Origin of the sequence: Frigidibacter sp. MR17.14, assembly GCF_037095735.1 — a bacterium.
Lineage (GTDB): Bacteria > Pseudomonadota > Alphaproteobacteria > Rhodobacterales > Rhodobacteraceae > Frigidibacter.
On sequence record NZ_JBAWKD010000003.1, the window covers coordinates 308,096 to 327,942 of the forward strand.

Consider the following 19,847-nt stretch of genomic DNA (forward strand, 5'->3'; position numbering starts at 1 on the left):
GCTCACGCCCCCATCCAGTTGGCCTGCCAGCGTTCCGGCAGCGGGCCGAAATTCTGCGCCACATAGGCATATTGCGGCGCAAGGAAGTCCTGCGCCTGAAGTTTCTGTCCCGGCTCGATCACCAGCCGCACCCCCTCGTGCTCGCGCGCCGAGGTATCGGCCGGCCGGTAGCCGATGCCGAGGAACCCGCAAAGCCGCCGCAGACCGTCCTCGGTCAGCAGCCGCTCGGAAAAGTCGATCATCAGCTGCCCCGCCGGCACCGCCGCGGTCAGCCGCTCGATCGTCGAGCGGTAGTCGCCGCGCGCCGGGATATGCGCCTCGAGCCCGCGCTTGACCACGCGGTTCAGGATCCGGCGCGACTTCAGCGCAAGATCCTCGCCCTCGCGCTGCTGGCGCGCCGCCTGCATCCGCACATGGCTCCAGAGCCGCTCGACCGGATCGCGCATCAGGTAGAGCACCCGCACCGCGCCCGAGAGACCCGCCATCATCGACAGCCGCGCCTGCGACAGCAGCGCGTAGCCCGGCGTGATGTCGGCCACCAGCTTGTCGTCGCCAGGACGGCCCGCCAGGTAGGCCCGATAGGCCGCCACGGCCGCGTCCATGTTGCCGCCACGGGCCAGTTCCAGCACCGCCGTCATCTCGTCGAGATCCGCGATCTGGCGCTGCAGGTTGCCCCGGCGCCAGCCCTCCGCCCCGTCGAGACGGCGTTCGAGATCGCGGCGCAGGCGCGCCCAGGTCTCGAACTGGAAGTCATAGTCGTTGGCATCCACGGTATCGAAGAAATGCAGTTCCTTGATGGACCGCAGGCGGCACTCCGGATGGTCGTGCAGATAGCGGTAAAGCCAGGACGTGCCTGCCTTCGTCGCCCCCACACAGAACAGGATCGCGCCCGCGGCCACGGATCAGGCCTTCGCCTTGTCGTCGCCCGGCAGCACGTATTTCGCGCCCTCCCAGGGCGACATGAAATCGAACTGGCGGTATTCCTGGGTCAGCTTGACCGGCTCGTAGACCACGCGCTTCTCGATCTCGTCATACCGCACCTCGGTATAGCCGGTGGTGGGGAAGTCCTTGCGCAGCGGATGGCCGCGGAAGCCGTAGTCGGTCAGGATCCGGCGCAGGTCCGGATGGCCCGAGAAGATGATCCCGAACATGTCGAAGACTTCGCGCTCGAACCAGTTCGCGGATTTGTGGATCGGCGTGATCGAGGGCACCATCTGGTCCTCGCGCACCGGGACGGTCACGCGGATGCGCTGGTTCCGGTACATCGACAGGAAGTGGTAGACCACGTCGAACCGCTCGGGCCGGGTCGGGTAGTCGACCGCGGTGATGTCCACGAGGCTCGAGAACTTGCAGGTGCCGTCGGTGCGCAGGAACTCGACCAGCGAGATCAGGCCCGCGGTGGTCGCGGTCACCGTCAGCTCGCCGAATTCGACGCGGGTGGACGAGACGGCGTCAGAGCGGCGGCCCTCGATATGGGCGGCAAGCTCGAGCAGGGCGTCGGTGTTGGCGTAGTAGCTCATCGGGCCCTCCTCAGCGCACCAGCGTGCCGGTCCGGCGGATCTTGCGCTGCAGCTGCAGCACGCCGTAGAGCAGCGCCTCGGCCGTGGGCGGGCAGCCGGGGATGTAGATGTCGACCGGCACGACGCGGTCGCAGCCGCGCACCACCGAGTAGCTGTAGTGATAGTAGCCGCCGCCATTGGCGCAGCTGCCCATCGAGATGACGTAGCGCGGTTCCGGCATCTGGTCGTAGACCTTGCGCAGCGCCGGCGCCATCTTGTTGGTCAGCGTGCCCGCGACGATCATCAGGTCGGACTGGCGCGGCGAGGCGCGCGGCGCGGTGCCGAAACGCTCGATGTCGTAGCGCGGCATCGACACCTGGATCATCTCGACGGCGCAGCAGGCCAGGCCGAAGGTCATCCAGTGCAGCGAGCCGTTGCGCGCCCAGTTGATGATGTCCTCGGTCGAGGTGAGCAGGAAGCCCTTGTCCTGAAGCTCGGCGTTCAGCGCCTGGGTCGCGACCTCGCGGTCGGCCTGGGCGGTGTTGGCCCCGGTCATCACTCCCATTCGAGAGCCCCCTTCTTCCATTCATAGGCGAAGCCGACGGTCAGCACGCCAAGGAACACCATCATCGACCAGAAGGCCACTTCGCTCAGGTTCCCGAACGCCACCGCCCAGGGGAAGAGGAAGGCCACTTCGAGGTCGAAGATGATGAACAGGATCGAGACGAGGTAGAAGCGCACGTCGAACTTCATCCGGGCGTCGTCGAAGGCGTTGAAGCCGCATTCGTAGGCCGAGACCTTCTCGGGGTCGGGGTTGCGGACGGCCACGATCACCGCGGCGAGCGTCAGGATCAGGCCAAGTGCGACCGCCAATGCAAGGAAGATCAGGATCGGCAGATATTCGCGAAGCAATCCGTCCACGGCTGGTTCCCCTCCTGTGGCAAGCGGATTGTCGCTTGCAAGAACTCCGGCTGTGGCCCCGTTTACTCTCCAAGGGGGGCGCGGTCAACTGACGCACCCAGGCTTTTCACCGCAGCGCAGCGAAAAGAATGCAATTGTATGCGAATAGTTTACGCGAGGTCAGCACTTGCCGCGACTGCGGCGAAGCGCCGCTGCACCCGCGGCGCTGAGTCACACGCGCGGGGGTGGATCGGGCGGCGGGTAGAACGGGCGCAGGTAGATCTCGGGCGTGCCGTCGCGGGCCGCGGCGTGGGCGAATCCCGGGCGGGCCTGCAGGCGGGCCAGCCAGGCCGCGGTCTTCGGCAGCGCGTCGAGCGCGACGAAGCGCTGGCCGATCCAGGCGGCGTAGCCCATCGCGATGTCGGCCATCGTGAAGCCCGAGGCCAGCAGCCAGTCGCCGGCGATCCGGGTTTCGACCGCGGCAAGCGCGCGTTCGAGCCGCTTCGCCTCGAGCCGCATCAGCACCGGCGAGCGCATGTCATCCTCGCGCAGGACGATGTGCTGCTGGGTGAGATTGGCAATCAGCGCGCCGGCGGTTTCGGCGTAGTGGATCCATTCCAGCCAGTCGGGACGCTCGCCCAGGCCGGGGCCGAGGGCGGCCGCGGTCTCGCTACCCGCCGTCTCGCTCAGGTGCTGCAGGATCGCGCCCGACTCGGCAAGGCTGCGCCCGTCGATCTCGATCGCGGGCACCCGCGAGGCCGGCGAGAGCGCGGTGAACTCGGGCCGGCGCAGCGAGCCGTCGAGCATCGAATGGACCACGAGGTCATAGGGAAGGCCCAACTCCTCGAGCGCCCAGAGCACGCGGAAGGATCGGGTCTGGGCGGCGTGGTGCAGGCGGATCATCGGCGGCGCTCCGGTGCGGGTCAGAGGCGGGGCAAGAGCGGGGGCCGGCCCCCGCACCCCCAGGATATTTGGCGAAAGTCGAAAGCGGCGATAGCGGGACGCCGCGTCAGGCCTGCGACAGGCTGCCACGGGCGGGGTTGATCTGGGTCAAGGAGCGGGGGCGGCGCGCGGGTCTAGGCCGGGGCATCTGATGAAGGAGACGACAGATGACCGCCCGCCACCTCGCGCTTTGCGCCGCCCTCGCCCTGATGCCCGCCACCGGCGCCCTCGCCCAGTCGGCCGGCGACTTCACCTTGGGCTTCGGCCTGCACTCGGTGATGCCGAAGGACGACAACGGGGATCTGGCAGGCTTCTCCTCGCATGTCGGCGACAACGCGCAGCCGACCTTCACCTTCGAATATTTCATCCGCGACAACCTCGGGATCGAGGTGCTGGCGGCGACGCCCTTCTCGCACAACGTCGATCTGGACGGGCTGGGCAAGGTCGCCAAGGTCAAGCACCTGCCGCCGACCGTCAGCCTGCAGTACCACTTCCGGAACAGCTCTGCCGTCACGCCTTTCGTCGGCGTCGGCCTGAACTACACCACCTTCCTGTCGGACAAGGCCACCGGCGCGCTGGCCGGCAATGACCTCGAGCTTGGCGACAGCTGGGGCCTCGCGCTGCACGCCGGCCTCGACTACGCGATCTCGGAGCGCGGGGCGATCCGGGTCGATGCCCGCTGGATGGACATCGACAGCACCGTGAAACTGAATGGCGACAAGATCGGCACCGCCCATATCGACCCGGTGGTGCTGGGCGTGGCCTATGTCCACCGTTTCTGAGACCTGACAAAGCCGACCCTTGCGCGCGGGATCCTGTGGATAACCCGCGCGCATTTGACCTTTTCGAACTTTTTCAGGCCAAAAGCCGATCCGCCAGCCCCGGCAGGTCGTCATAGCTGTCGAGCAGCGCCTCGGGCGCCAGCCGCTCGATCGCGCGGCCCTCGGGGCCGAAGGTGACCAGCGCCACCGGCACCCCTGCCGCCGCCGCGGTGCGCCGGTCGGTCTCGGTGTCGCCGATCAGCATCGACCGGGTGAGCGTGCCCCCTGCCCGCGCCACCGCCGCGACATAGGGCGCGGGGTCGGGCTTGCGGACCGGCAGCGTGTCGGCACCGACCAGCGAGGCGAAAAGATTGCGGATCCCCATCTCGGACAGCAGCTGTTCGGCCAGACCCGCGGGCTTGTTGGTGCAGATCCCGACGGCGAAGCCCGCGTCCCGCAGCGCCTGCACCGCGGCCACCGCGCCGGGATAGGCACGGGTGTGGGTCGCGATGTTCGCGCCGTAATGCGCCAGCAGCGCGGGATACTGCTCGTTCACCTCGGTCTCGTCCGGCGCCTGACTGGTAAGCCGGGTGAAGCCCAGCCGCAGCATCGCCCGCCCGCCGTGGAAGGCGGTCAGCGCATCGCGGGCCGGATCCAGCACATCACCGTGGCCGAGGCTGCGGAAACAGGCGTTCGCCGCGGCGATCAGATCGGCCGAGGTATCGGCCAGCGTGCCGTCGAGGTCGAAGATCACCGTGCGCATCTGGCCCTTTCGCGCCGGAAGGGGCGCTGTAACTTGCGGTAACGTGCTTTGATGCCCCCGCCCCTTGCGACGGCAGGGTCCATCGGTAAATACGGGGGCGAGCAGGAACAAGAGGCGATATATGGCAACCGCCCTGATCATCCTGGCCGCCGGCCAGGGCACGAGGATGAATTCGGACCGCCCGAAGGTGCTGCACCCGATCGGCGGCGTGCCGATGCTGTGGCATGCGATGGCGGCGGGCGACAGCCTGTTCCCGGAAACCACAGTCGTCGTTACCGGCCATGGCGCCGAGGCGGTCGAAAAGGCCGCGAAGACCCATAACCCCGAAGCGATCTGCGTGCTGCAGGCCGAGAGGCTGGGCACCGGCCATGCCGTGCGTCAGGCGATGCCGGCGCTGGAGGGCTTCTCGGGCCGCGCGATCGTGCTCTATGGCGACACGCCCTTCATAACGGCCGAAACGCTGGAACGGCTGGCCGAGGCCCGCGCCGACGTGACGGTGCTGGGCTTCGAGGCCGCGGACCCCGGCCGCTACGGGCGTCTGGTCACGCAGGGAACGGCGCTGGAGCGGATCGTCGAATGGAAGGATGCGACCGAGGCCGAGCGGGCGATCCGGCTCTGCAACTCGGGCGTCATGGCGATCGATGCGGATCTGCTGGCAGGCCTGCTGTCTGAACTGACCAACGACAATGCCGCCGGCGAATACTACCTGACCGATGTGGTGGGCCTTGCCCGCGCCCGCGGGCTTTCGGCCGAGGTCGTCACCTGCGACGAGGCCGAGACGCTGGGCATCAACGCGCGCAGCGAGCTTGCCGCGGCAGAGGTCGCCTTCCAGGCCCGCCGCCGGGCGGACGCCATGGAGACCGGCGTCACCCTGCTGGCGCCGGAAAGCACCTTCTTCAGCTTCGACACCGTGATCGGCCGCGATGCCGTCATCGGGCCGAACGTGGTCTTCGGTCCCGGCGTCACCATCGAGTCCGAGGCCGAGATCCGCGCCTTCTGCCATCTCGAGGGTTGCCACGTCAGCCGCGGCGCGACCGTCGGGCCCTTCGCGCGCCTGCGCCCCGGCGCGGAGCTGGCCGAGGATGTCCATGTCGGCAATTTCGTCGAGATCAAGAACGCGACCCTCGACGAGGGGGTGAAGGTCGGCCACCTGACCTATCTGGGCGACGCCCATGTCGGCGAGCACACCAACATCGGCGCGGGCACCGTGACCTGCAATTATGACGGCGTCTCGAAGCACCGCACCACGATCGGCGCGCGGGCGTTCATCGGCTCGGACACCATGCTGGTGGCGCCGGTCAAGGTGGGCGCCGATGCGATGACCGCCTCTGGCTCTGTCATCACCGCGGATGTGCCCGACGGCGCGCTGGCGGTGGGACGCGCCCGGCAGGAAACAAAACCCGGCCTGGCAGTCAAATTGTTCGAAAAACTGAAGGCCGCGAAGGCCCGCAAGCTGGCGAGGCGCTGAAGATGTGCGGAATTGTCGGGGTTCTGGGAACCCATGAGGTCGCGCCGATCATCCTCGAGGCGCTGAAGCGGTTGGAATACCGCGGCTACGACTCGGCCGGGATCGCCACGGTGAACCATGGCCGGCTGGACCGCCGGCGGGCGGTGGGCAAGCTGATCAACCTGTCGGACCTGCTGGTGCACGAGCCGCTCGCCGGCAAGTCGGGCATGGGCCACACCCGCTGGGCCACCCATGGCGCGGCGACGGTCACCAATGCCCACCCGCACCGCTCTGGCCCGGTCTCGGTCGTGCACAACGGCATCATCGAGAACTTCCGCGAACTGCGCGAGGAACTGGCCGCCGCGGGGCTGACCCCCGAAAGCCAGACCGACACCGAGACGGTGGCGATGCTGACGCGCCTGCATCTGGACCGCGGGATGACCCCGCGCGCGGCTGCGGTGGCGACGCTGGCCCGGCTGGAGGGCGCCTTCGCGCTGCTGTTCCTGTTCGATGGCGAAGAGGACCTGCTGGTTGCGGCCCGCAAGGGCTCGCCGCTGGCGATCGGGCATGGCGACGGCGAGATGTTCGTGGGCTCGGACGCGATCGCGCTCTCGCCGATGACCGACCGGATCACCTATCTGGAAGAGGGCGACCACGCCTTCGTCACCCGTGCCGGCGTCGAGATCTTCGACGCGCGCGGGGCGCGGGCGAACCGCGACATGGGCCGGATCCAGGTCGATGCGACCCGGATCGAGAAGGCCGGCTACAAGCACTTCATGATGAAGGAGATCGCCGAGCAGCCGGTGGTGATCGGCGACGCGCTGAACCGCTACCTGCGCGACGGCGGCATCGACCTGCCCGAGACGCTGGACTTCACCGGCGTCGACCGGCTGATGCTGGTGGCCTGCGGCACCGCCTCCTACGCCTGCATGGTGGCGAAATACTGGTTCGAGACGCTGGCGGGCATCCCCTGCGAGACCGACATCGCGTCCGAGTTCCGCTATCGCGAGCCGCCGCTGTCGCCCGCCTCGATGGCGGTCTTCGTCAGCCAGTCGGGCGAGACGGCGGACACGCTGGCCGCGCTGCGCTACGTGACCGAGAAGGTCGCGAAGGTGGTGTCGGTGGTGAACGTGCCGACCTCGTCGATCGCGCGGGAAAGCGACATCGCGCTGCCGATCCATGCCGGGGTCGAGGTCGGAGTCGCCTCGACCAAGGCCTTCACCTGCCAGCTGACGGTGCTGGCGATGATGGCGCTGAAGGCGGCGGTGGATCGCGGGCGGCTGGATGCGGCGGGTCTTGCCGCGCATCTGGAAAGCCTGCGCGCGCTGCCGGGGCTGATGAACCAGGCGCTTGGCGCCTCGGACGAGATCGCGCGGCTGGCCGGACGGCTGGCCGAGGCGCAGGACGTGCTGTTCCTGGGCCGTGGAGCGCTCTATCCCTTGGCACTGGAAGGTGCGCTGAAGCTGAAGGAAATCAGCTACATCCACGCCGAAGGTTATGCATCGGGCGAACTGAAGCACGGGCCGATCGCGCTGATCGACCGGATGGTGCCGGTGGTGGTGCTGGCGCCGCATGACAAGCTGTTCGACAAGACGGTGTCGAACATGCAGGAGGTGATGGCGCGCCACGGCATGGTTCTGCTGATGTCGGATGCCGAGGGCGTGCGCACCGCCGGCGACGGCACCTGGGCCAGCGTCACGCTGCCCTCCTGCCCGGACCTGATCGCGCCCATTCTCTATGCGGTGCCGGCGCAATTGCTGGCCTATCACACCGCCGTCGCCAAGGGGACCGACGTGGACCAGCCCCGCAACCTTGCCAAGTCGGTGACCGTGGAATGACCTTTGACGATGCGATGACCGCCCTTCAGGGGCTGGACGGGGCCGCGCTCGACCTGCTGGTGCGCGACTGGCGCGCCGATGTGGCCGTCGAAGAGCGCATCGAACTGGCCGCGCAACTGTGGGACACCGGCGAGACCCGGCCGCGGATCGCGGCGGCGAAGCTGCTGACCCAGGCCCGGATCGCCGAGGATGACGAGGTCTGGGCGTTGATCCTCGACTGGGCAGGAGAGCCTCAGGCATTGGCGGAGGGCGCGGTGGCGCAGGCGGTGGCCAAGGCCGGCGAGCGGCGGCTGGCGGCCGATCCCTCGCGGCTGGTCGAGCTGGCGGACCTGATCGACCACCCGGCGCTGGAGCCGCGGCGCACGGCGCTGGCGATGACCCTGCCCTTCGCGAAGATGGCCTTCCCCAAGGACGAGGATCTCGCGATCCGCGAAACGGTGCTCGACTGGGCGGCGCTGTTGTGGGCCACCCGCGCGACACGGCCCGCGGCCGAGGCCTGGGTCGCGGCCCTGGCCCGCCATGACGCGGCCCGTGCCGACCTGTGGCGCAGCGCGCGCGAGGGCGAACGCGACGCGGCGCGCGAGGCCTCGCAGCCGAAGCCGCGGCCGGATGCCGGCGAGGCGCCCGACCCCGACGCCCCCGGCGCCGAGGACTGAGCGCCGGGCCGTGGCCGGCGGCGGCCCGGTCGCGTCCGGACCCGATTTCCACAAGCGCTGACAAGGGATCGCAAAACTGGTATAATGAGTGGGTGAGCCTTTCTGGGAGGTTCCCCATGACGATCCTTGATTCCAGCTTTCAGGGCTCGATCCCCGAGGTCTATGACCGCGCGCTCGTCCCGATCCTGTTCGATGGCTATGCGCAGGACCTCGCGGCGCGTGTCGCCCGCGAGGCGCCCGAGCGCGTGCTCGAGGTCGCGGCGGGCACCGGCGCGGTGACGCGCGCGCTGCTGCCGCTGCTGCCGGGCTGGGCGCGCTATGACGTCACCGACCTGAATGCCGCCATGCTGGACCGGGCGCGGATGCACCTGCGCGATCCGCGGCTGCACTGGCAGGCGGCAGATGCGCTGGCCCTGCCCTTCGACGACGCGGTCTTCGATGCCGTGCTCTGCCAATTCGGCGTGATGTTCTTCCCCGACCGGGTCCGCGGCTATGCCGAGCTGCGCCGCGTGATGCGCCCGGGCGGGCGGCTCGTGTTCAACAGCTGGGGGGCGCTGGCACGCAACCAGTTCTCGGCCATAGCGGTCGAGACGCTGGTCCGCCTGTATCCGCAGGACCCGCCGCTGTTCTTGGCCCGCACGCCCTTCGGCTATTCGGACCCCGAGCAGATCGCCGAGGACCTGCGCGACGCGGGGTTCGAGACCGTCGCGATCGAGCGTCTGGACCTGACCAGCGAGGCCGAGACCGCCGACGATTTCGCCTTTGCCCAGTGCCACGGGTCGCCCCTGAAGCTGGAGATCGAGGCGCGGCCGGGACCCACCCTCGACGAGGTGCGGGCCGCGATCGCCGCCGAGCTTGCTGCGCGATTGGGCGAGCATCCGATCCGCGGCCGGATGTCGGCGCTGGTGGCCGAGGCTGTGGCGCCCTGAACGCCCGCCCGGCGCGGGTGACGAAACTCGGCCGGCTGCCCCTTGCGGCACCGGGGGGCGAGGCATAGGTTCATCGCATCATGGCCTGTCTCATCGATCCCTTCGCCCGCCCGATCTCGTACCTGCGCGTCTCGGTGACGGATCGCTGCGATTTCCGCTGCACCTATTGCATGGCCGAGCAGATGCAGTTCCTGCCCAAGCGCGACCTGCTCACGCTCGAGGAACTCGACCGGCTCTGTTCGACCTTCATCCGGCTGGGCGTGCAGAAGCTGCGCATCACCGGGGGCGAGCCGCTGGTGCGCCGCGACATCCTGCATTTCTTCAAGGGCATGTCGCGCCATCTCGCCTCGGGCGAGCTGCGCGAGCTGACGCTGACCACCAACGGCAGCCAACTTGCGAAATATGCGGGCGATCTGGCGGCGGCGGGGATCCGGCGGATCAACGTCTCGCTCGACACGCTCGATGCCGCGAAATTCACCGAGATCACCCGCTGGGGCCGGCTGCAGCAGGTGCTCGAAGGGCTCGACGCCGCGAAGGACGCCGGCATCCGGGTGAAGATCAACACCGTGGCGCTGAAGGGCTTCAACGAGGACGAGCTGCTCACGCTGGTCGAATGGTGCGGCCGCGAGGGGCACGACCTGACCTTCATCGAGGTGATGCCGATGGGCGAGATGGGCGAAGAGACCCGGCTCGACCAGTACTGGCCGATCCTCGACCTGCGCGCGAAGCTGGCCGAGCACTTCCGGCTGATCGACAGCGACGAGCGTTCGGGCGGGCCGGCGCGCTATGTCCGGCTGGAAGAGACGGGCCAGAAGATCGGCTTCATCACGCCCCTGACCCACAATTTCTGCGAAAGCTGCAACCGGGTGCGGGTGACCTGCACCGGCGAGCTGTACATGTGCCTGGGGCAGGAAGACCGCGCCGACCTGCGCGCGCCGCTGCGGGCCAGTGCCGACGACGCGGCTCTGGAAGCCGCGATCCGCGACGCGATCCTGCGCAAGCCCAAGGGGCATGACTTCGACTATTCCCGGGGCAAGGTCCGCGGCCAGATGCCCCGGCACATGAGCCATACCGGCGGCTGATCCGCTCGCCTCACGCCGATCCCGACGCCCGCCCCTTAGGCGGGCGTTTTCGTTTTCGCGCGCTTCATTCAATGACTCGGTTGACTGACGCAGCGCGATGCGCTTCATTCAACGGCATGGTTGAACAACAGATCCCCCGGCTCGATGCCATCTTCCACGCCCTTGGCGACGCGACGCGGCGGCGGATGCTGGCGGCGCTGGCCGAGGGCGAGAAGACGGTGGGCGAGCTTGCCGCGCCGCATGCGATCTCGCTCGCCGCGGCGTCGAAACATGTGCGGGTGCTGGAGGATGCGGGCCTGCTGACCCGCGAGATCCGCTGGCGCACGCACAGCTGCCGGCTGGCGCCCGAGGCGCTGGGAGCGGCCCACGGCTGGCTTGACGACTACGCGCGGTTCTGGACCGGCCGGCTCGACCGGCTGGAAGAGCTTCTGCGCGCCGAGGAGATCACGCCTGCCCCTGCCAAACCGAAGACGGAGGACGACGATGACTGACGCGATCGACCGCCATGCCAGCTGCGATGCCGAGCAGACGCTGCGCATCGAGCGGCTTCTGCCCGGCTCGCTGGAGCGGGTCTGGGCCTGGCTGACCGAGCCCGCGCTGCGCGCGAAATGGCTGGCCGACGGGCCGATGGAGCCGCGGGTCGGCGGACAGGCCGAGCTGGTCTGGCGCAATGACGAGCTCGCGCCGCCGCCCGCCGAACGCCCCGAGGGCGTGCCCGCCGAGAACCGGATGAGCTGCACGATCACCGCATGGGAGCCGCCGCACCGGCTGGGCTTCACCTGGGCGGGTTCGGGCGGCGTCACCTTCGACCTCGCCCCACGTGGCGACCGGGTGCTGCTGACCGTGACCCATGCCCGCGTCGAGAAGCGCAGCTCGTTGCTCTCCACGGCGGCCGGCTGGCACACGCATCTCGACATCCTCGAAGCCGTGGCCGAGGGCCGCACCCCGCCGCGCTTCTGGCCGAGCTGGGGCGCGCTTCGTGCAACCTATGAAATCCGCTTCGCGGGCTGACAAAGGCGCCCGAGCCGGGGGGACTGCCATCGGTCCGCCATCCGTCCGAGGACCAATGGCAGTGGGGGCCACGCTGGCCCCCCGACCCTGTTTCCGGCGCAGCGCATGAAAAAGGCGCGCCCCCGGAAGGTCGCGCCCCTGTTCATCCGATCGGAAGGCTTCAGGCCTTCAGGATGCCGCGGCCCATGTATTCCGCGGTCTCGCCCAGCATTTCCTCGATGCGGATCAGCTGGTTGTACTTCGCGAGCCGGTCCGAGCGCGCCAGCGACCCGGTCTTGATCTGGCCGCAGTTCGTGGCGACGGCGAGGTCGGCGATGGTCGCGTCCTCGGTCTCGCCCGAGCGGTGGGACATGACGTTAGTGTAGCGGGCGCGGTGGGCCATGTCGACGGCCTGCAGCGTCTCGGTCAGCGAGCCGATCTGGTTGACCTTGACCAGCATCGAGTTCGCGACGCCGCGGTGGATGCCCTCGGCCAGGCGCTTGGGGTTGGTCACGAACAGGTCGTCGCCCACCAGCTGCACCTTGTTGCCGATGGTGTCGGTCAGAAGCTTCCAGCCCTCCCAGTCATCCTCGGCGCAGCCGTCCTCAATCGAGATGATCGGGTAGTCGGCGCAGAGCTTGGCCAGATAGTCGACGTTCTCGGCGGCCGTCAGCGACAGCCCCTCGCCCTTCATCTCGTACTTGCCGCCCTTGAAGTATTCGGTCGAGGCGCAGTCGAGAGCCAGATAGATCTCTTCGCCCGGGGCGTAGCCGGCCTTCTCGATCGCCTTCAGGATGAAGTCGAGCGCCGCGCGGGTCGACGAGATGTTCGGCGCGAAGCCGCCCTCGTCGCCGATGCCGGTCGAGAGGCCCGCGGCCGAAAGCTCTTTCTTCAGCGTGTGGAAGACTTCCGACCCCATGCGGACGGCGTCGCGGATGTTCTCCGCGGCGACCGGCATGATCATGAATTCCTGGATGTCGATCGGGTTGTCGGCATGCTCGCCGCCGTTGATAATGTTCATCATCGGCACCGGCAGGATGCGGGCCGCGGTGCCGCCGACATAGCGGTAGAGCGGCTGCTGGGTGTAGTCGGCGGCGGCCTTGGCCACGGCCAGCGAGACGCCGAGGATCGCGTTCGCGCCAAGGCGGGCCTTGTTCGGGGTCCCGTCCAGCTCGATCATCATCCGGTCGATGGCGACCTGCTCGGTCGCGTCCTCGCCCACGAGGTTCTCGGCCAGCTCGCCGTTCACCGCCTCGACGGCTTCCAGCACGCCCTTGCCGAGATAGCGCGACTTGTCGCCGTCGCGCTTCTCGACCGCTTCATGCGCGCCGGTCGAGGCGCCCGAGGGCACCGCGGCGCGGCCCATGGTGCCGTCTTCCAGCGTGACGTCGACCTCGACGGTCGGGTTGCCGCGGCTGTCGAGGATTTCGCGCGCGTGGATGTCGATAATGGTGCTCATGGCCGTCCTCCGGTGGGGGTCTTGGCGTAGGGTCAGGGCTTGTCTAGCCTGACCGGCGGGGCGAGGGAAGTGGTGGGAACCGCTATTTGCGCTAGCATTTTCCGCCGTTTGCGCTCGCGGGCGAGGGTGTAGAGCCCCGAGGCGATGATCAGCCCCGCCCCCAGAAGCGTCAGCGCGTCGGGCCGTTCGGCGAAGACCACGGCGCCGATGACCAGCGCGAAGAGCAGCCGGCTGTAACGGAAGGGCGTGACCACGGCGATCTCGCCGGTGCGGGCGGCGGCGATCACCGCGCCATAGCCCAGCGTTCCGCTGGCGACGACGCCCAGAAGCAGGCCCGCCTCGGCCGCGTCGGGCATCACCGGGCCGCCCTCGAAGGCCATCATCACCGCGCCCAGCCCGGTCAGCATCGCGCAGGCCGAGAAGGCGATCTGCATGCCGCCGACCTCGGGCGAGACGCGGCGGGTCGCAAGCTCGCGCACGGTGAGGGCGAGCACGCTGACCACCGCCCAGATCGCCTCGGGCTGGAAGGCCTCGGTGCCCGGGCGCAGGATCACCAGCACCCCGGCCATGCCTGCCGCGACCGCGCACCAGCGCCGCCAGCCGACCATTTCGCCAAGGAACAGCGCCGCGAAGAGCGTCATCAGGATCGGCGAGGCCTGCAGGATCGCCGAGGCGAGCGACAGCGGGATCAGCGCCAGCGCGGTGATGTAGCTGAAGCTCGACAAGATTTCAGAGGTATTGCGCAGAAGCGCCATGCCGCCCCAGGCGCCGCGGGCGAAGAGCGCGCGCCCCTGCAGCCGGGCCAGCGTGCCGAAGACCAGCATGCCGGCCACGCAGTTCACGAAGATCAGCTGGCCCAGCGGCAGCCCGGCCGCGGCGGCCTTCAGGAAGGCATCCTCGATCGCGAAGCAGGCCATCGAGGCCACCATCAGCAGGATGCCGCGCAGGTTGTCCATGATACCGGACCCTCAGCCCTTCCTGAGCGGCACGCCGTACAGCTCCATCTTGTGCCCGGTCAGCCGGTAGCCGAGCTTGCGGGCGATCTTCTCCTGCAGCGCCTCGATCTCGGGATCGACGAACTCGATCACCTTGCCGGTCGAGATGTCGATGAGATGGTCGTGATGCTCGCGCGTGGAATCCTCGAACCGCGCGCGGCCATCGCCGAAATCCAGCCGCTCGAGGATGCCGCGCTCTTCGAAGAGCTTCACCGTGCGATAGATCGTCGCCAGCGAGATCCGGGGGTCGATGGCGCAGGCGCGGGCGTAAAGCACCTCGGCATCCGGGTGGTCGGGCGATTCCTCGAGGACGCGGGCGATGACCCGGCGCTGCTCGGTCAGGCGCAGGCCCTTGGCCTCGCAACGCGCGATGATCGACTGGCTGTCGCCGTCATGGCCCATGGCCCTGCCCCCCACCTTTCGTCACGCTGCCGGTCGTCACGCTGCCGGTCGTCACGTTGCCGGTCATCACGTTGCCGGTCCGGGCGGTGTAGCCGCAATCGCCGGACCGGGGAAGAGGCCGGCGCGCAGGCTCACGCCACGACCGGTTCCAGCCGGACGTCGGCCCAGACCGGCAGGTGGTCCGAGGCGACGCGCGCCAGCGGCGTGTCGAGCACGCCCGCCCCCAGCAGGTGCACGCCCTGCGACAGCGCCACCCGGTCGAGCCGGCCCATCGGCTGCGTCGCGGGGTAGCTGCGCCCCGGGGCATGGACGCGAAAGGCCTCGGCCAGCGGTTCCATGCCGCCGCGGCCGGACCATTCGTTGAAATCGCCAAGGATCATCGTCGGCATCGGCGCGGCCGTGTCCAGCCGGGCGCGCAGCGCGGCCAGCTGACGGCGCCGCCAGTGCCGCATCAGCGCGAGATGCACGGTGACGACCCGGAACGGCAGGCCGTCGTCACCGGCGATCTCGACCGCGATCGCGCCCCGCGGTTCCAGCGAGGGCAGATCGATGCGGTCGACGGCCAGCGCGTGCAGGCCGCGGCGCAGCAGGATCGACTGGCCGTGCCAGCCGAGGCTTTCGGGATTGGGGGCGATGGCGACGGGGCGAAGCTGGGTCTCGGCCGCGATCAGCTCGGGCGGCAGCGCGAAGGGGCGCGGGGCCAGCCGGCGATCGACCTCCTGCAGCGCGATCACGTCGGCCGACAACGCGTTGACCACGTCGAGCGTGCGGGCCGGAAGCCGCCGGCGGTCCATGCCAAGGCATTTGCGGATATTGTAACTGGCGAGGCGGATCTGCATCTGGGGACTATAGCCGTGTAGGGATGACTGGAAAGCGACGTTTCCGGTCAGGATCTTGGGGAAGGAACGGAGGTGGGATGCAAAGGTTCCTGCAGTTGAAGGGGGCATTCCGCGCCCAGCCCTATGCCGTGCAGGCGATCTGGGCCAGCCTCTGGCTGGCGGTGATCTTCGCGCTGTGGGAACGGCAGTGGCCGCTGGCCTTCGTGGCGCTGGCGACCTTCGGCGCCTCGGTCGCACCGCTGGTGCTGGTGCGCCGGCTGGGCGTGCGGCTGCCGATGCCCTTCATCGTCGGCATCGTCGCCTTCATCTATGCCACGATCTTCCTGGGCGAGGCCTTCGACTTCTACCACCGCTACGCCTGGTGGGACGTGGTGATGCACGGCGGCTCGGCACTGGGGTTCGGGCTGATGGGGTTCCTCTTCGTCTTCATGCTGTTCGAGGGCGACCGCTACGCGGCGCCGGCCTGGGCGATGGGGTTCATGGCCTTCTGCGTGGCGGTGACGATCGGCGCGGTCTGGGAGATCTTCGAATTCGCGATGGACCAGGCCTTCGGGCTGAACATGCAGAAGTCCGGCCTGATGGACACGATGGGCGACCTGATCGTCGACGTGGTCGGCGGCGGCTTCGGCGCGGCCTGCGGCTTCCTGTTCCTGAAGGGGCGCGAGCTTGGCGGCTTCACCAACGTGCTGGGCCAGTTCGTCATGCTGAACCGCGACCGGTTCCGCCGCCTGCGCGGCAGCCGCCGCCGCGCGCGGCGTGGAGAGTGATCCAGGCAGGGGGCGCTGCCCCCTCTGCGGCTGACGCCGCATTCACCCCCGGGATATTTGAACCAATGAGAAATACAGCTTTCGCACTGGCCCAAATATCCCGGGGGGAGGACCGAAGGTCCCGGGGGGCAGCGCCCCCCGCCCTTACCATCAAGTGCCGCAGAAGGTCCTGAGCACCCGCTGATCCTCGAGCGGTGCAAGGCGGAAGGGGCTGTCCACCGCAACGTCGAAGGGCTGCGACAGCGCCGCACTCAGCGCGTGGAACGGCGCGAGGTCGCCCTCGACCGCCGCCGCGATCGCCTCTTCGACACGGTGGTTGCGCGGGATGATCGCCGGGTTCGCGGCGCGCAGGCGCGCCTCGGCGCCCGCCGGCTCGCGCGCGAGGCGCGCCTGCCAGTCCGCGTGCCAGCCGTCATAGGCGCCGCGGTCGAGGAACTCGTCGCGGGCCGTGCCCTCGGCCAGGCCCCGGAAGCTGCGGGTGAAATCGGCGCGGCCCTCGGCCATCCGGGTCAGCAGCGCCTCGATCAGTTCCAGATCGCCGTCCTCCTCGGTCACGAGGCCCAGCTTGGCCCGGAACCGGGCGAGCCAGGCCTGCTGGTAGAGATCGGCGAAGGCATAGACCGAGGCCGTGGCCTCTTCCACCGCCTCGGCCTCTGGCTTGTCCCAGAGCGGCAGCAGGCAGGTCGCAAGCTGCGCGAGGTTCCAGACCGCGATCTGCGGCTGGTTGGCATAGGCATAGCGGCCATAGGCGTCGATCGAGGAAAACACCGTTTGCGGGTGGTATCCGTCCATGAAGGCGCAGGGGCCGTAGTCGATGGTCTCGCCCGAGACCGCCATGTTGTCGGTGTTCATCACCCCGTGGATGAAGCCGAGGCCCATCCACTGCGCGATGAGGTTCGCCTGCGCGGCGACGGCGGCGTCGAGCAGCGCGCGCGGGGTGCGGGCCTCGGGGAAGTGCCGGGCGCGGACATACTCGGCAAGGATCTGCAGGGCCTCGAGGTCCTGGCGGGCGTGGAAGAACTGGAAGGTGCCGACGCGGATGTGGCTGGAGGCCACGCGCAGCAGCACCGCGCCGGGCAGCGCGCGGCCCTCGCGGATCACCGGCTCGCCCGTCGTGGCCGCGGCGAGTGCCCGGGTCGTGGGCACGCCCAGCGCGGCCATCGCTTCGGACACGATGTATTCGCGGATCACCGGGCCGACCCAGGCGCGCCCGTCGCCGCGGCGCGAGAACGGCGTGGGGCCCGAGCCCTTGAGCTGCAGGTCGAACCGCCGCCCCGCCAGCGGCCCCTCCGCCGGTGCCACGATCTCGCCCAGCAGCATCGCCCGCCCGTCGCCCAGCTGCGGGTTCCAGCCGCCGAACTGGTGCCCGGCATAGGCCTGCGCCAGCGGTTCCGCGCCCTCGGGCACGAGGTTGCCCGCGACCATCGCCACGCCCTCGGGCCCGGCCAGCGCCTGCGGATCGAGGCCGAGCGCCCGGGCAAGCCCCGCGTTCACCGCCAGCGCACCGGGCGCCGCGACGCCCACCGGGTTCTGGCGGGCAAAGAAGCGGCCCGGAAGCCGCGCATAGGAATTGTCGAAGGGAATGTGCAGGGTCATGGGGCGAATATGGGGATCCGCGCCGGTCAGGTCCAGCCGTCGAAACGTCCGGGGCGGTAGGGCGCGAGCAGCGGCTGCGCCTCGCCGCGCAGGATCTCTGCCGCGAGGCTCTCGGCGAGGATCGCCGAGAGCGTCACCCCGGAATGGGTGGTCACGACCGAAAGCCCCGGCGCGACCTCGCCCACCGCCGGGAAACCGTCGGCGGGCATCGGGCGGGTGCCGAGCATCGCGCGCAGCGGCTCGATCGCCACGCCCGGCAGCCGCACCCGCATCGCGGCCAGCAGGCGGTCGCCGAAGCCCAGCGGATCGGTGGTCATCTCGGCCGAATTCGGCCCCTCGCCGAAGAAGACCTCGCCCGCCACGATGCGCCCGTCGGGCTCTTGCCGCAGGTGGACCTCGGGCGTCAGCAGGATGTGGTTCAGGACCGGGGCGACGGGGCGGCTGTGCAGGATGAAACCGGGGCGGTTGTCCATCGGCAGGCGGATGCCCAGCCCTTCGAGGATCCGGCCGGTCGCGGTGCCGGTCGCCAGCACGACGTGATCGGCCCGAAGGGTGCCGAAGCCGGTCCGGGCGCCGGTGATCCGCCCGCCCTCTTCCACCAGCCCCTCGACCGCGGCGCCGTTCAGAACCCGTGCGCCCAGCCGCGCGGCCTCGGCCACCAGCCGCTCGGCCGCGGCGCGTCCGTCGAGCGCGGTCTCGTCCGAGGTCAGGACCGAGACCTCGGGCGGATCGGCCAGCGCGGGTTCCAGCCGGGCGAACTCGTCGCGGTCCACGACGCGGGCGGCATAGGGGCCGTGGCGGGTGACGGCCGCGATCTCGGCCTCGGTCGACCAGTCGCCGGCATACCAGGTCAGCGTGCCCTGCCCCGACAGCCCGATCCCGCCCAGCTCTGCATCAAGGCGGCGCCAGGCGGCCAGCGCCTCGCAGCGCAGCGCGAAATACTCGGGCGTGTCGGGGGCGTTCGCGTTGATCCAGCCGAAGCTGCGGGCCGAGGTGGCGCCGCCGATGGCGCCCATGTCGATCAGCGTCACCTGCGCCCCGGCCTGCGACAGCCGGAAACCGAGGGCGGCGCCGATCAGGCCTGCGCCGATGACGAGGATTTGCTGTGGCATGGCGGGCTCCGTCCGGGGAAGATCGGCGCGACACTGACCGATGCGGAGGCCGAGGGAAACCCATGGATGACATCGAGGCCGAGGCGCTGATCGCTGCGCTGGAGTTGCAGCCGCATCCCGAGGGCGGCTGGTACCGCGAGACCTGGCGGGCGGCGGCGGCGGAAGGTGCACGGGCGGCGGGGACGGCGATCCTGTTCCTGCTGAAGGCGGGCGAGCGCAGCCACTGGCACCGGGTCGATGCGGCCGAGGTCTGGCTGTGGCACCGCGGCGGGACATTGGCGCTGTCGGTGGCCGAGACGGACGCGGGGCCGGCGCTGACCCGGCGGCTGGGCGGCGACATCGCCGCCGGCGAGGCGCCGCAGCTGGTGGTGCCCGCCGGTCACTGGCAGGCAGCCGCGCCCGAGGCGGGGCATGTGCTGGTGTCCTGCGTGGTGGCGCCGGGCTTCGACTTCGCGGGATTCGAGCTGGCACCCGAGGGTTTCGAGATACCGGGCTGACGCCATCGGCGCAGCACCCGCCAGCGGCACCCCCGAAAGGCTGCGTGCGGAAGGTCCGGCTGAGGGCTGAAGGTCGCAGGGTTCGGTCCCAAGATCATGGGACGTCGACCGGCGCTGGCTGTCAGGTGCGGATCGGTCACGGGGCCCGCACGGACAATCCTGTGGACTGTCTCCGCCTTCAGGCCCTTTCGGCGCCCCTTCGCCTGCGAAGGACTCAGGCGCCTTCGGGGCGAGATCCTGCGTCAACCGCAGGCCGGGCCCGATCAAGGGCGCCGGTGCCCGATCTGACGGTGACGGGCCGAAGGCCGCGCGGGACCGCGGCCAGTTCGGGCAGGGAAGATACGAGGGGCGCGCCCCGGCCAGGCCGGAGCGC

The 19,847-nt window shown here is 69.6% G+C and carries 22 protein-coding genes; 10 read left to right on the plus strand and 12 right to left on the minus strand.

The window, feature by feature from the left end; all coding sequences use genetic code 11:
• Positions 1 to 2 precede the first annotated feature (2 nt).
• The 5 genes from V8J36_RS10150 to V8J36_RS10170 all read right to left on the minus strand — a co-directional run bounded on the left by V8J36_RS10150 (position 3) and on the right by V8J36_RS10170 (position 3,302).
• Positions 3 to 899 (minus strand): sulfotransferase, encoded by an 897-nt coding sequence (locus V8J36_RS10150; protein WP_336467175.1) that lies wholly within the window; start codon positions 897 to 899, stop codon positions 3 to 5.
• Positions 900 to 902: 3 nt separating this feature from the next.
• Entirely contained in the window at positions 903 to 1,520 is a 618-nt protein-coding gene (locus V8J36_RS10155; RefSeq protein WP_336467176.1) for an NADH-quinone oxidoreductase subunit C, read from the minus strand.
• Between the two features lie 10 nt (positions 1,521 to 1,530).
• Positions 1,531 to 2,055 (minus strand): NuoB/complex I 20 kDa subunit family protein, encoded by a 525-nt coding sequence (locus V8J36_RS10160; protein ID WP_336467553.1) that lies wholly within the window; start codon positions 2,053 to 2,055, stop codon positions 1,531 to 1,533.
• Positions 2,055 to 2,420, minus strand: coding sequence for an NADH-quinone oxidoreductase subunit A (locus V8J36_RS10165; protein WP_336467177.1), 366 nt, complete (start codon positions 2,418 to 2,420; stop codon positions 2,055 to 2,057). Before V8J36_RS10165 ends, V8J36_RS10160 begins: the two co-directional genes overlap by 1 nt.
• 210 nt (positions 2,421 to 2,630) lie before the next feature.
• The gene (locus V8J36_RS10170) at positions 2,631 to 3,302 is read right to left on the minus strand and encodes a glutathione S-transferase family protein (RefSeq protein WP_336467178.1); all 672 of its coding nucleotides are present in this window, start codon (positions 3,300 to 3,302) and stop codon (positions 2,631 to 2,633) included.
• Positions 3,303 to 3,508: 206 nt separating this feature from the next.
• Here V8J36_RS10170 and V8J36_RS10175 point away from each other — a divergent pair, with 206 nt between their 5' ends.
• Complete coding sequence (locus V8J36_RS10175; RefSeq protein ID WP_336467179.1) at positions 3,509 to 4,123, plus strand: OmpW/AlkL family protein; 615 nt, start codon at positions 3,509 to 3,511, stop codon at positions 4,121 to 4,123.
• 73 nt (positions 4,124 to 4,196) lie between these two features.
• Here V8J36_RS10175 and V8J36_RS10180 read toward each other — a convergent pair whose 3' ends face one another.
• Positions 4,197 to 4,865, minus strand: a complete 669-nt coding sequence (locus V8J36_RS10180; RefSeq protein ID WP_336467180.1) for an HAD hydrolase-like protein — start codon at positions 4,863 to 4,865, stop codon at positions 4,197 to 4,199.
• 121 nt (positions 4,866 to 4,986) lie between these two features.
• Between V8J36_RS10180 and glmU the strand changes: the two genes are divergently transcribed.
• From glmU to V8J36_RS10215, 7 genes are all read left to right on the plus strand, one after another.
• Positions 4,987 to 6,333, plus strand: a complete 1,347-nt coding sequence (glmU, locus tag V8J36_RS10185; RefSeq protein WP_336467181.1) for a bifunctional UDP-N-acetylglucosamine diphosphorylase/glucosamine-1-phosphate N-acetyltransferase GlmU — start codon at positions 4,987 to 4,989, stop codon at positions 6,331 to 6,333.
• 2 nt (positions 6,334 to 6,335) lie between these two features.
• Positions 6,336 to 8,150, plus strand: a complete 1,815-nt coding sequence (glmS, locus tag V8J36_RS10190; protein ID WP_336467182.1) for a glutamine--fructose-6-phosphate transaminase (isomerizing) — start codon at positions 6,336 to 6,338, stop codon at positions 8,148 to 8,150.
• Positions 8,147 to 8,806, plus strand: a complete 660-nt coding sequence (locus V8J36_RS10195; protein WP_336467183.1) for a DNA alkylation repair protein — start codon at positions 8,147 to 8,149, stop codon at positions 8,804 to 8,806. The genes glmS and V8J36_RS10195 overlap by 4 nt, the downstream gene beginning before the upstream one ends.
• A 116-nt stretch (positions 8,807 to 8,922) precedes the next feature.
• A complete protein-coding gene (locus V8J36_RS10200) occupies positions 8,923 to 9,735 on the plus strand; it encodes a class I SAM-dependent methyltransferase (protein WP_336467184.1) in 813 nt (270 codons plus the stop codon).
• A gap of 80 nt (positions 9,736 to 9,815) precedes the next feature.
• A complete protein-coding gene (moaA, locus tag V8J36_RS10205; RefSeq protein ID WP_336467185.1) occupies positions 9,816 to 10,817 on the plus strand; it encodes a GTP 3',8-cyclase MoaA in 1,002 nt (333 codons plus the stop codon).
• Between the two features lie 116 nt (positions 10,818 to 10,933).
• Positions 10,934 to 11,308 carry an ArsR/SmtB family transcription factor gene (locus tag V8J36_RS10210; protein ID WP_336467186.1) on the plus strand — a complete coding sequence of 125 codons (375 nt, stop codon included), beginning with the start codon at positions 10,934 to 10,936 and terminating at the stop codon, positions 11,306 to 11,308.
• Positions 11,301 to 11,828, plus strand: a complete 528-nt coding sequence (locus V8J36_RS10215; RefSeq protein ID WP_336467187.1) for an SRPBCC family protein — start codon at positions 11,301 to 11,303, stop codon at positions 11,826 to 11,828. Before V8J36_RS10210 ends, V8J36_RS10215 begins: the two co-directional genes overlap by 8 nt.
• Before the next feature lie 160 nt (positions 11,829 to 11,988).
• Here the strand turns inward: V8J36_RS10215 and eno are convergent, their stop codons facing one another.
• The 4 genes from eno to V8J36_RS10235 form a co-directional block, all read right to left on the minus strand.
• Entirely contained in the window at positions 11,989 to 13,266 is a 1,278-nt protein-coding gene (gene eno / locus V8J36_RS10220; RefSeq protein ID WP_336467188.1) for a phosphopyruvate hydratase, read from the minus strand.
• A 32-nt stretch (positions 13,267 to 13,298) separates the two neighbouring features.
• The gene (locus V8J36_RS10225) at positions 13,299 to 14,222 is read right to left on the minus strand and encodes a DMT family transporter (protein ID WP_336467189.1); all 924 of its coding nucleotides are present in this window, start codon (positions 14,220 to 14,222) and stop codon (positions 13,299 to 13,301) included.
• A gap of 12 nt (positions 14,223 to 14,234) precedes the next feature.
• A complete protein-coding gene (locus V8J36_RS10230; protein ID WP_336467190.1) occupies positions 14,235 to 14,663 on the minus strand; it encodes a Fur family transcriptional regulator in 429 nt (142 codons plus the stop codon).
• Between the two features lie 131 nt (positions 14,664 to 14,794).
• Positions 14,795 to 15,502 carry an endonuclease/exonuclease/phosphatase family protein gene (locus tag V8J36_RS10235; protein WP_336467191.1) on the minus strand — a complete coding sequence of 236 codons (708 nt, stop codon included), beginning with the start codon at positions 15,500 to 15,502 and terminating at the stop codon, positions 14,795 to 14,797.
• Positions 15,503 to 15,579: 77 nt separating this feature from the next.
• On the opposite strand from V8J36_RS10235, the gene V8J36_RS10240 reads away from it, so the two are divergent.
• Entirely contained in the window at positions 15,580 to 16,269 is a 690-nt protein-coding gene (locus tag V8J36_RS10240; protein WP_336467192.1) for a hypothetical protein, read from the plus strand.
• Positions 16,270 to 16,419: 150 nt separating this feature from the next.
• Here the strand turns inward: V8J36_RS10240 and V8J36_RS10245 are convergent, their stop codons facing one another.
• Together V8J36_RS10245 and V8J36_RS10250 are read right to left on the minus strand one after the other, a co-directional pair.
• Positions 16,420 to 17,865: a protein adenylyltransferase SelO gene (locus V8J36_RS10245; RefSeq protein ID WP_336467193.1), complete on the minus strand. Its 1,446-nt coding sequence runs from the start codon at positions 17,863 to 17,865 to the stop codon at positions 16,420 to 16,422.
• A 26-nt stretch (positions 17,866 to 17,891) separates the two neighbouring features.
• Positions 17,892 to 18,977, minus strand: coding sequence for an NAD(P)/FAD-dependent oxidoreductase (locus V8J36_RS10250; protein WP_336467194.1), 1,086 nt, complete (start codon positions 18,975 to 18,977; stop codon positions 17,892 to 17,894).
• Between the two features lie 71 nt (positions 18,978 to 19,048).
• Between V8J36_RS10250 and V8J36_RS10255 the strand changes: the two genes are divergently transcribed.
• The gene (locus tag V8J36_RS10255) at positions 19,049 to 19,474 is read left to right on the plus strand and encodes a cupin domain-containing protein (RefSeq protein ID WP_336467554.1); all 426 of its coding nucleotides are present in this window, start codon (positions 19,049 to 19,051) and stop codon (positions 19,472 to 19,474) included.
• Positions 19,475 to 19,847: the final 373 nt, after the last annotated feature.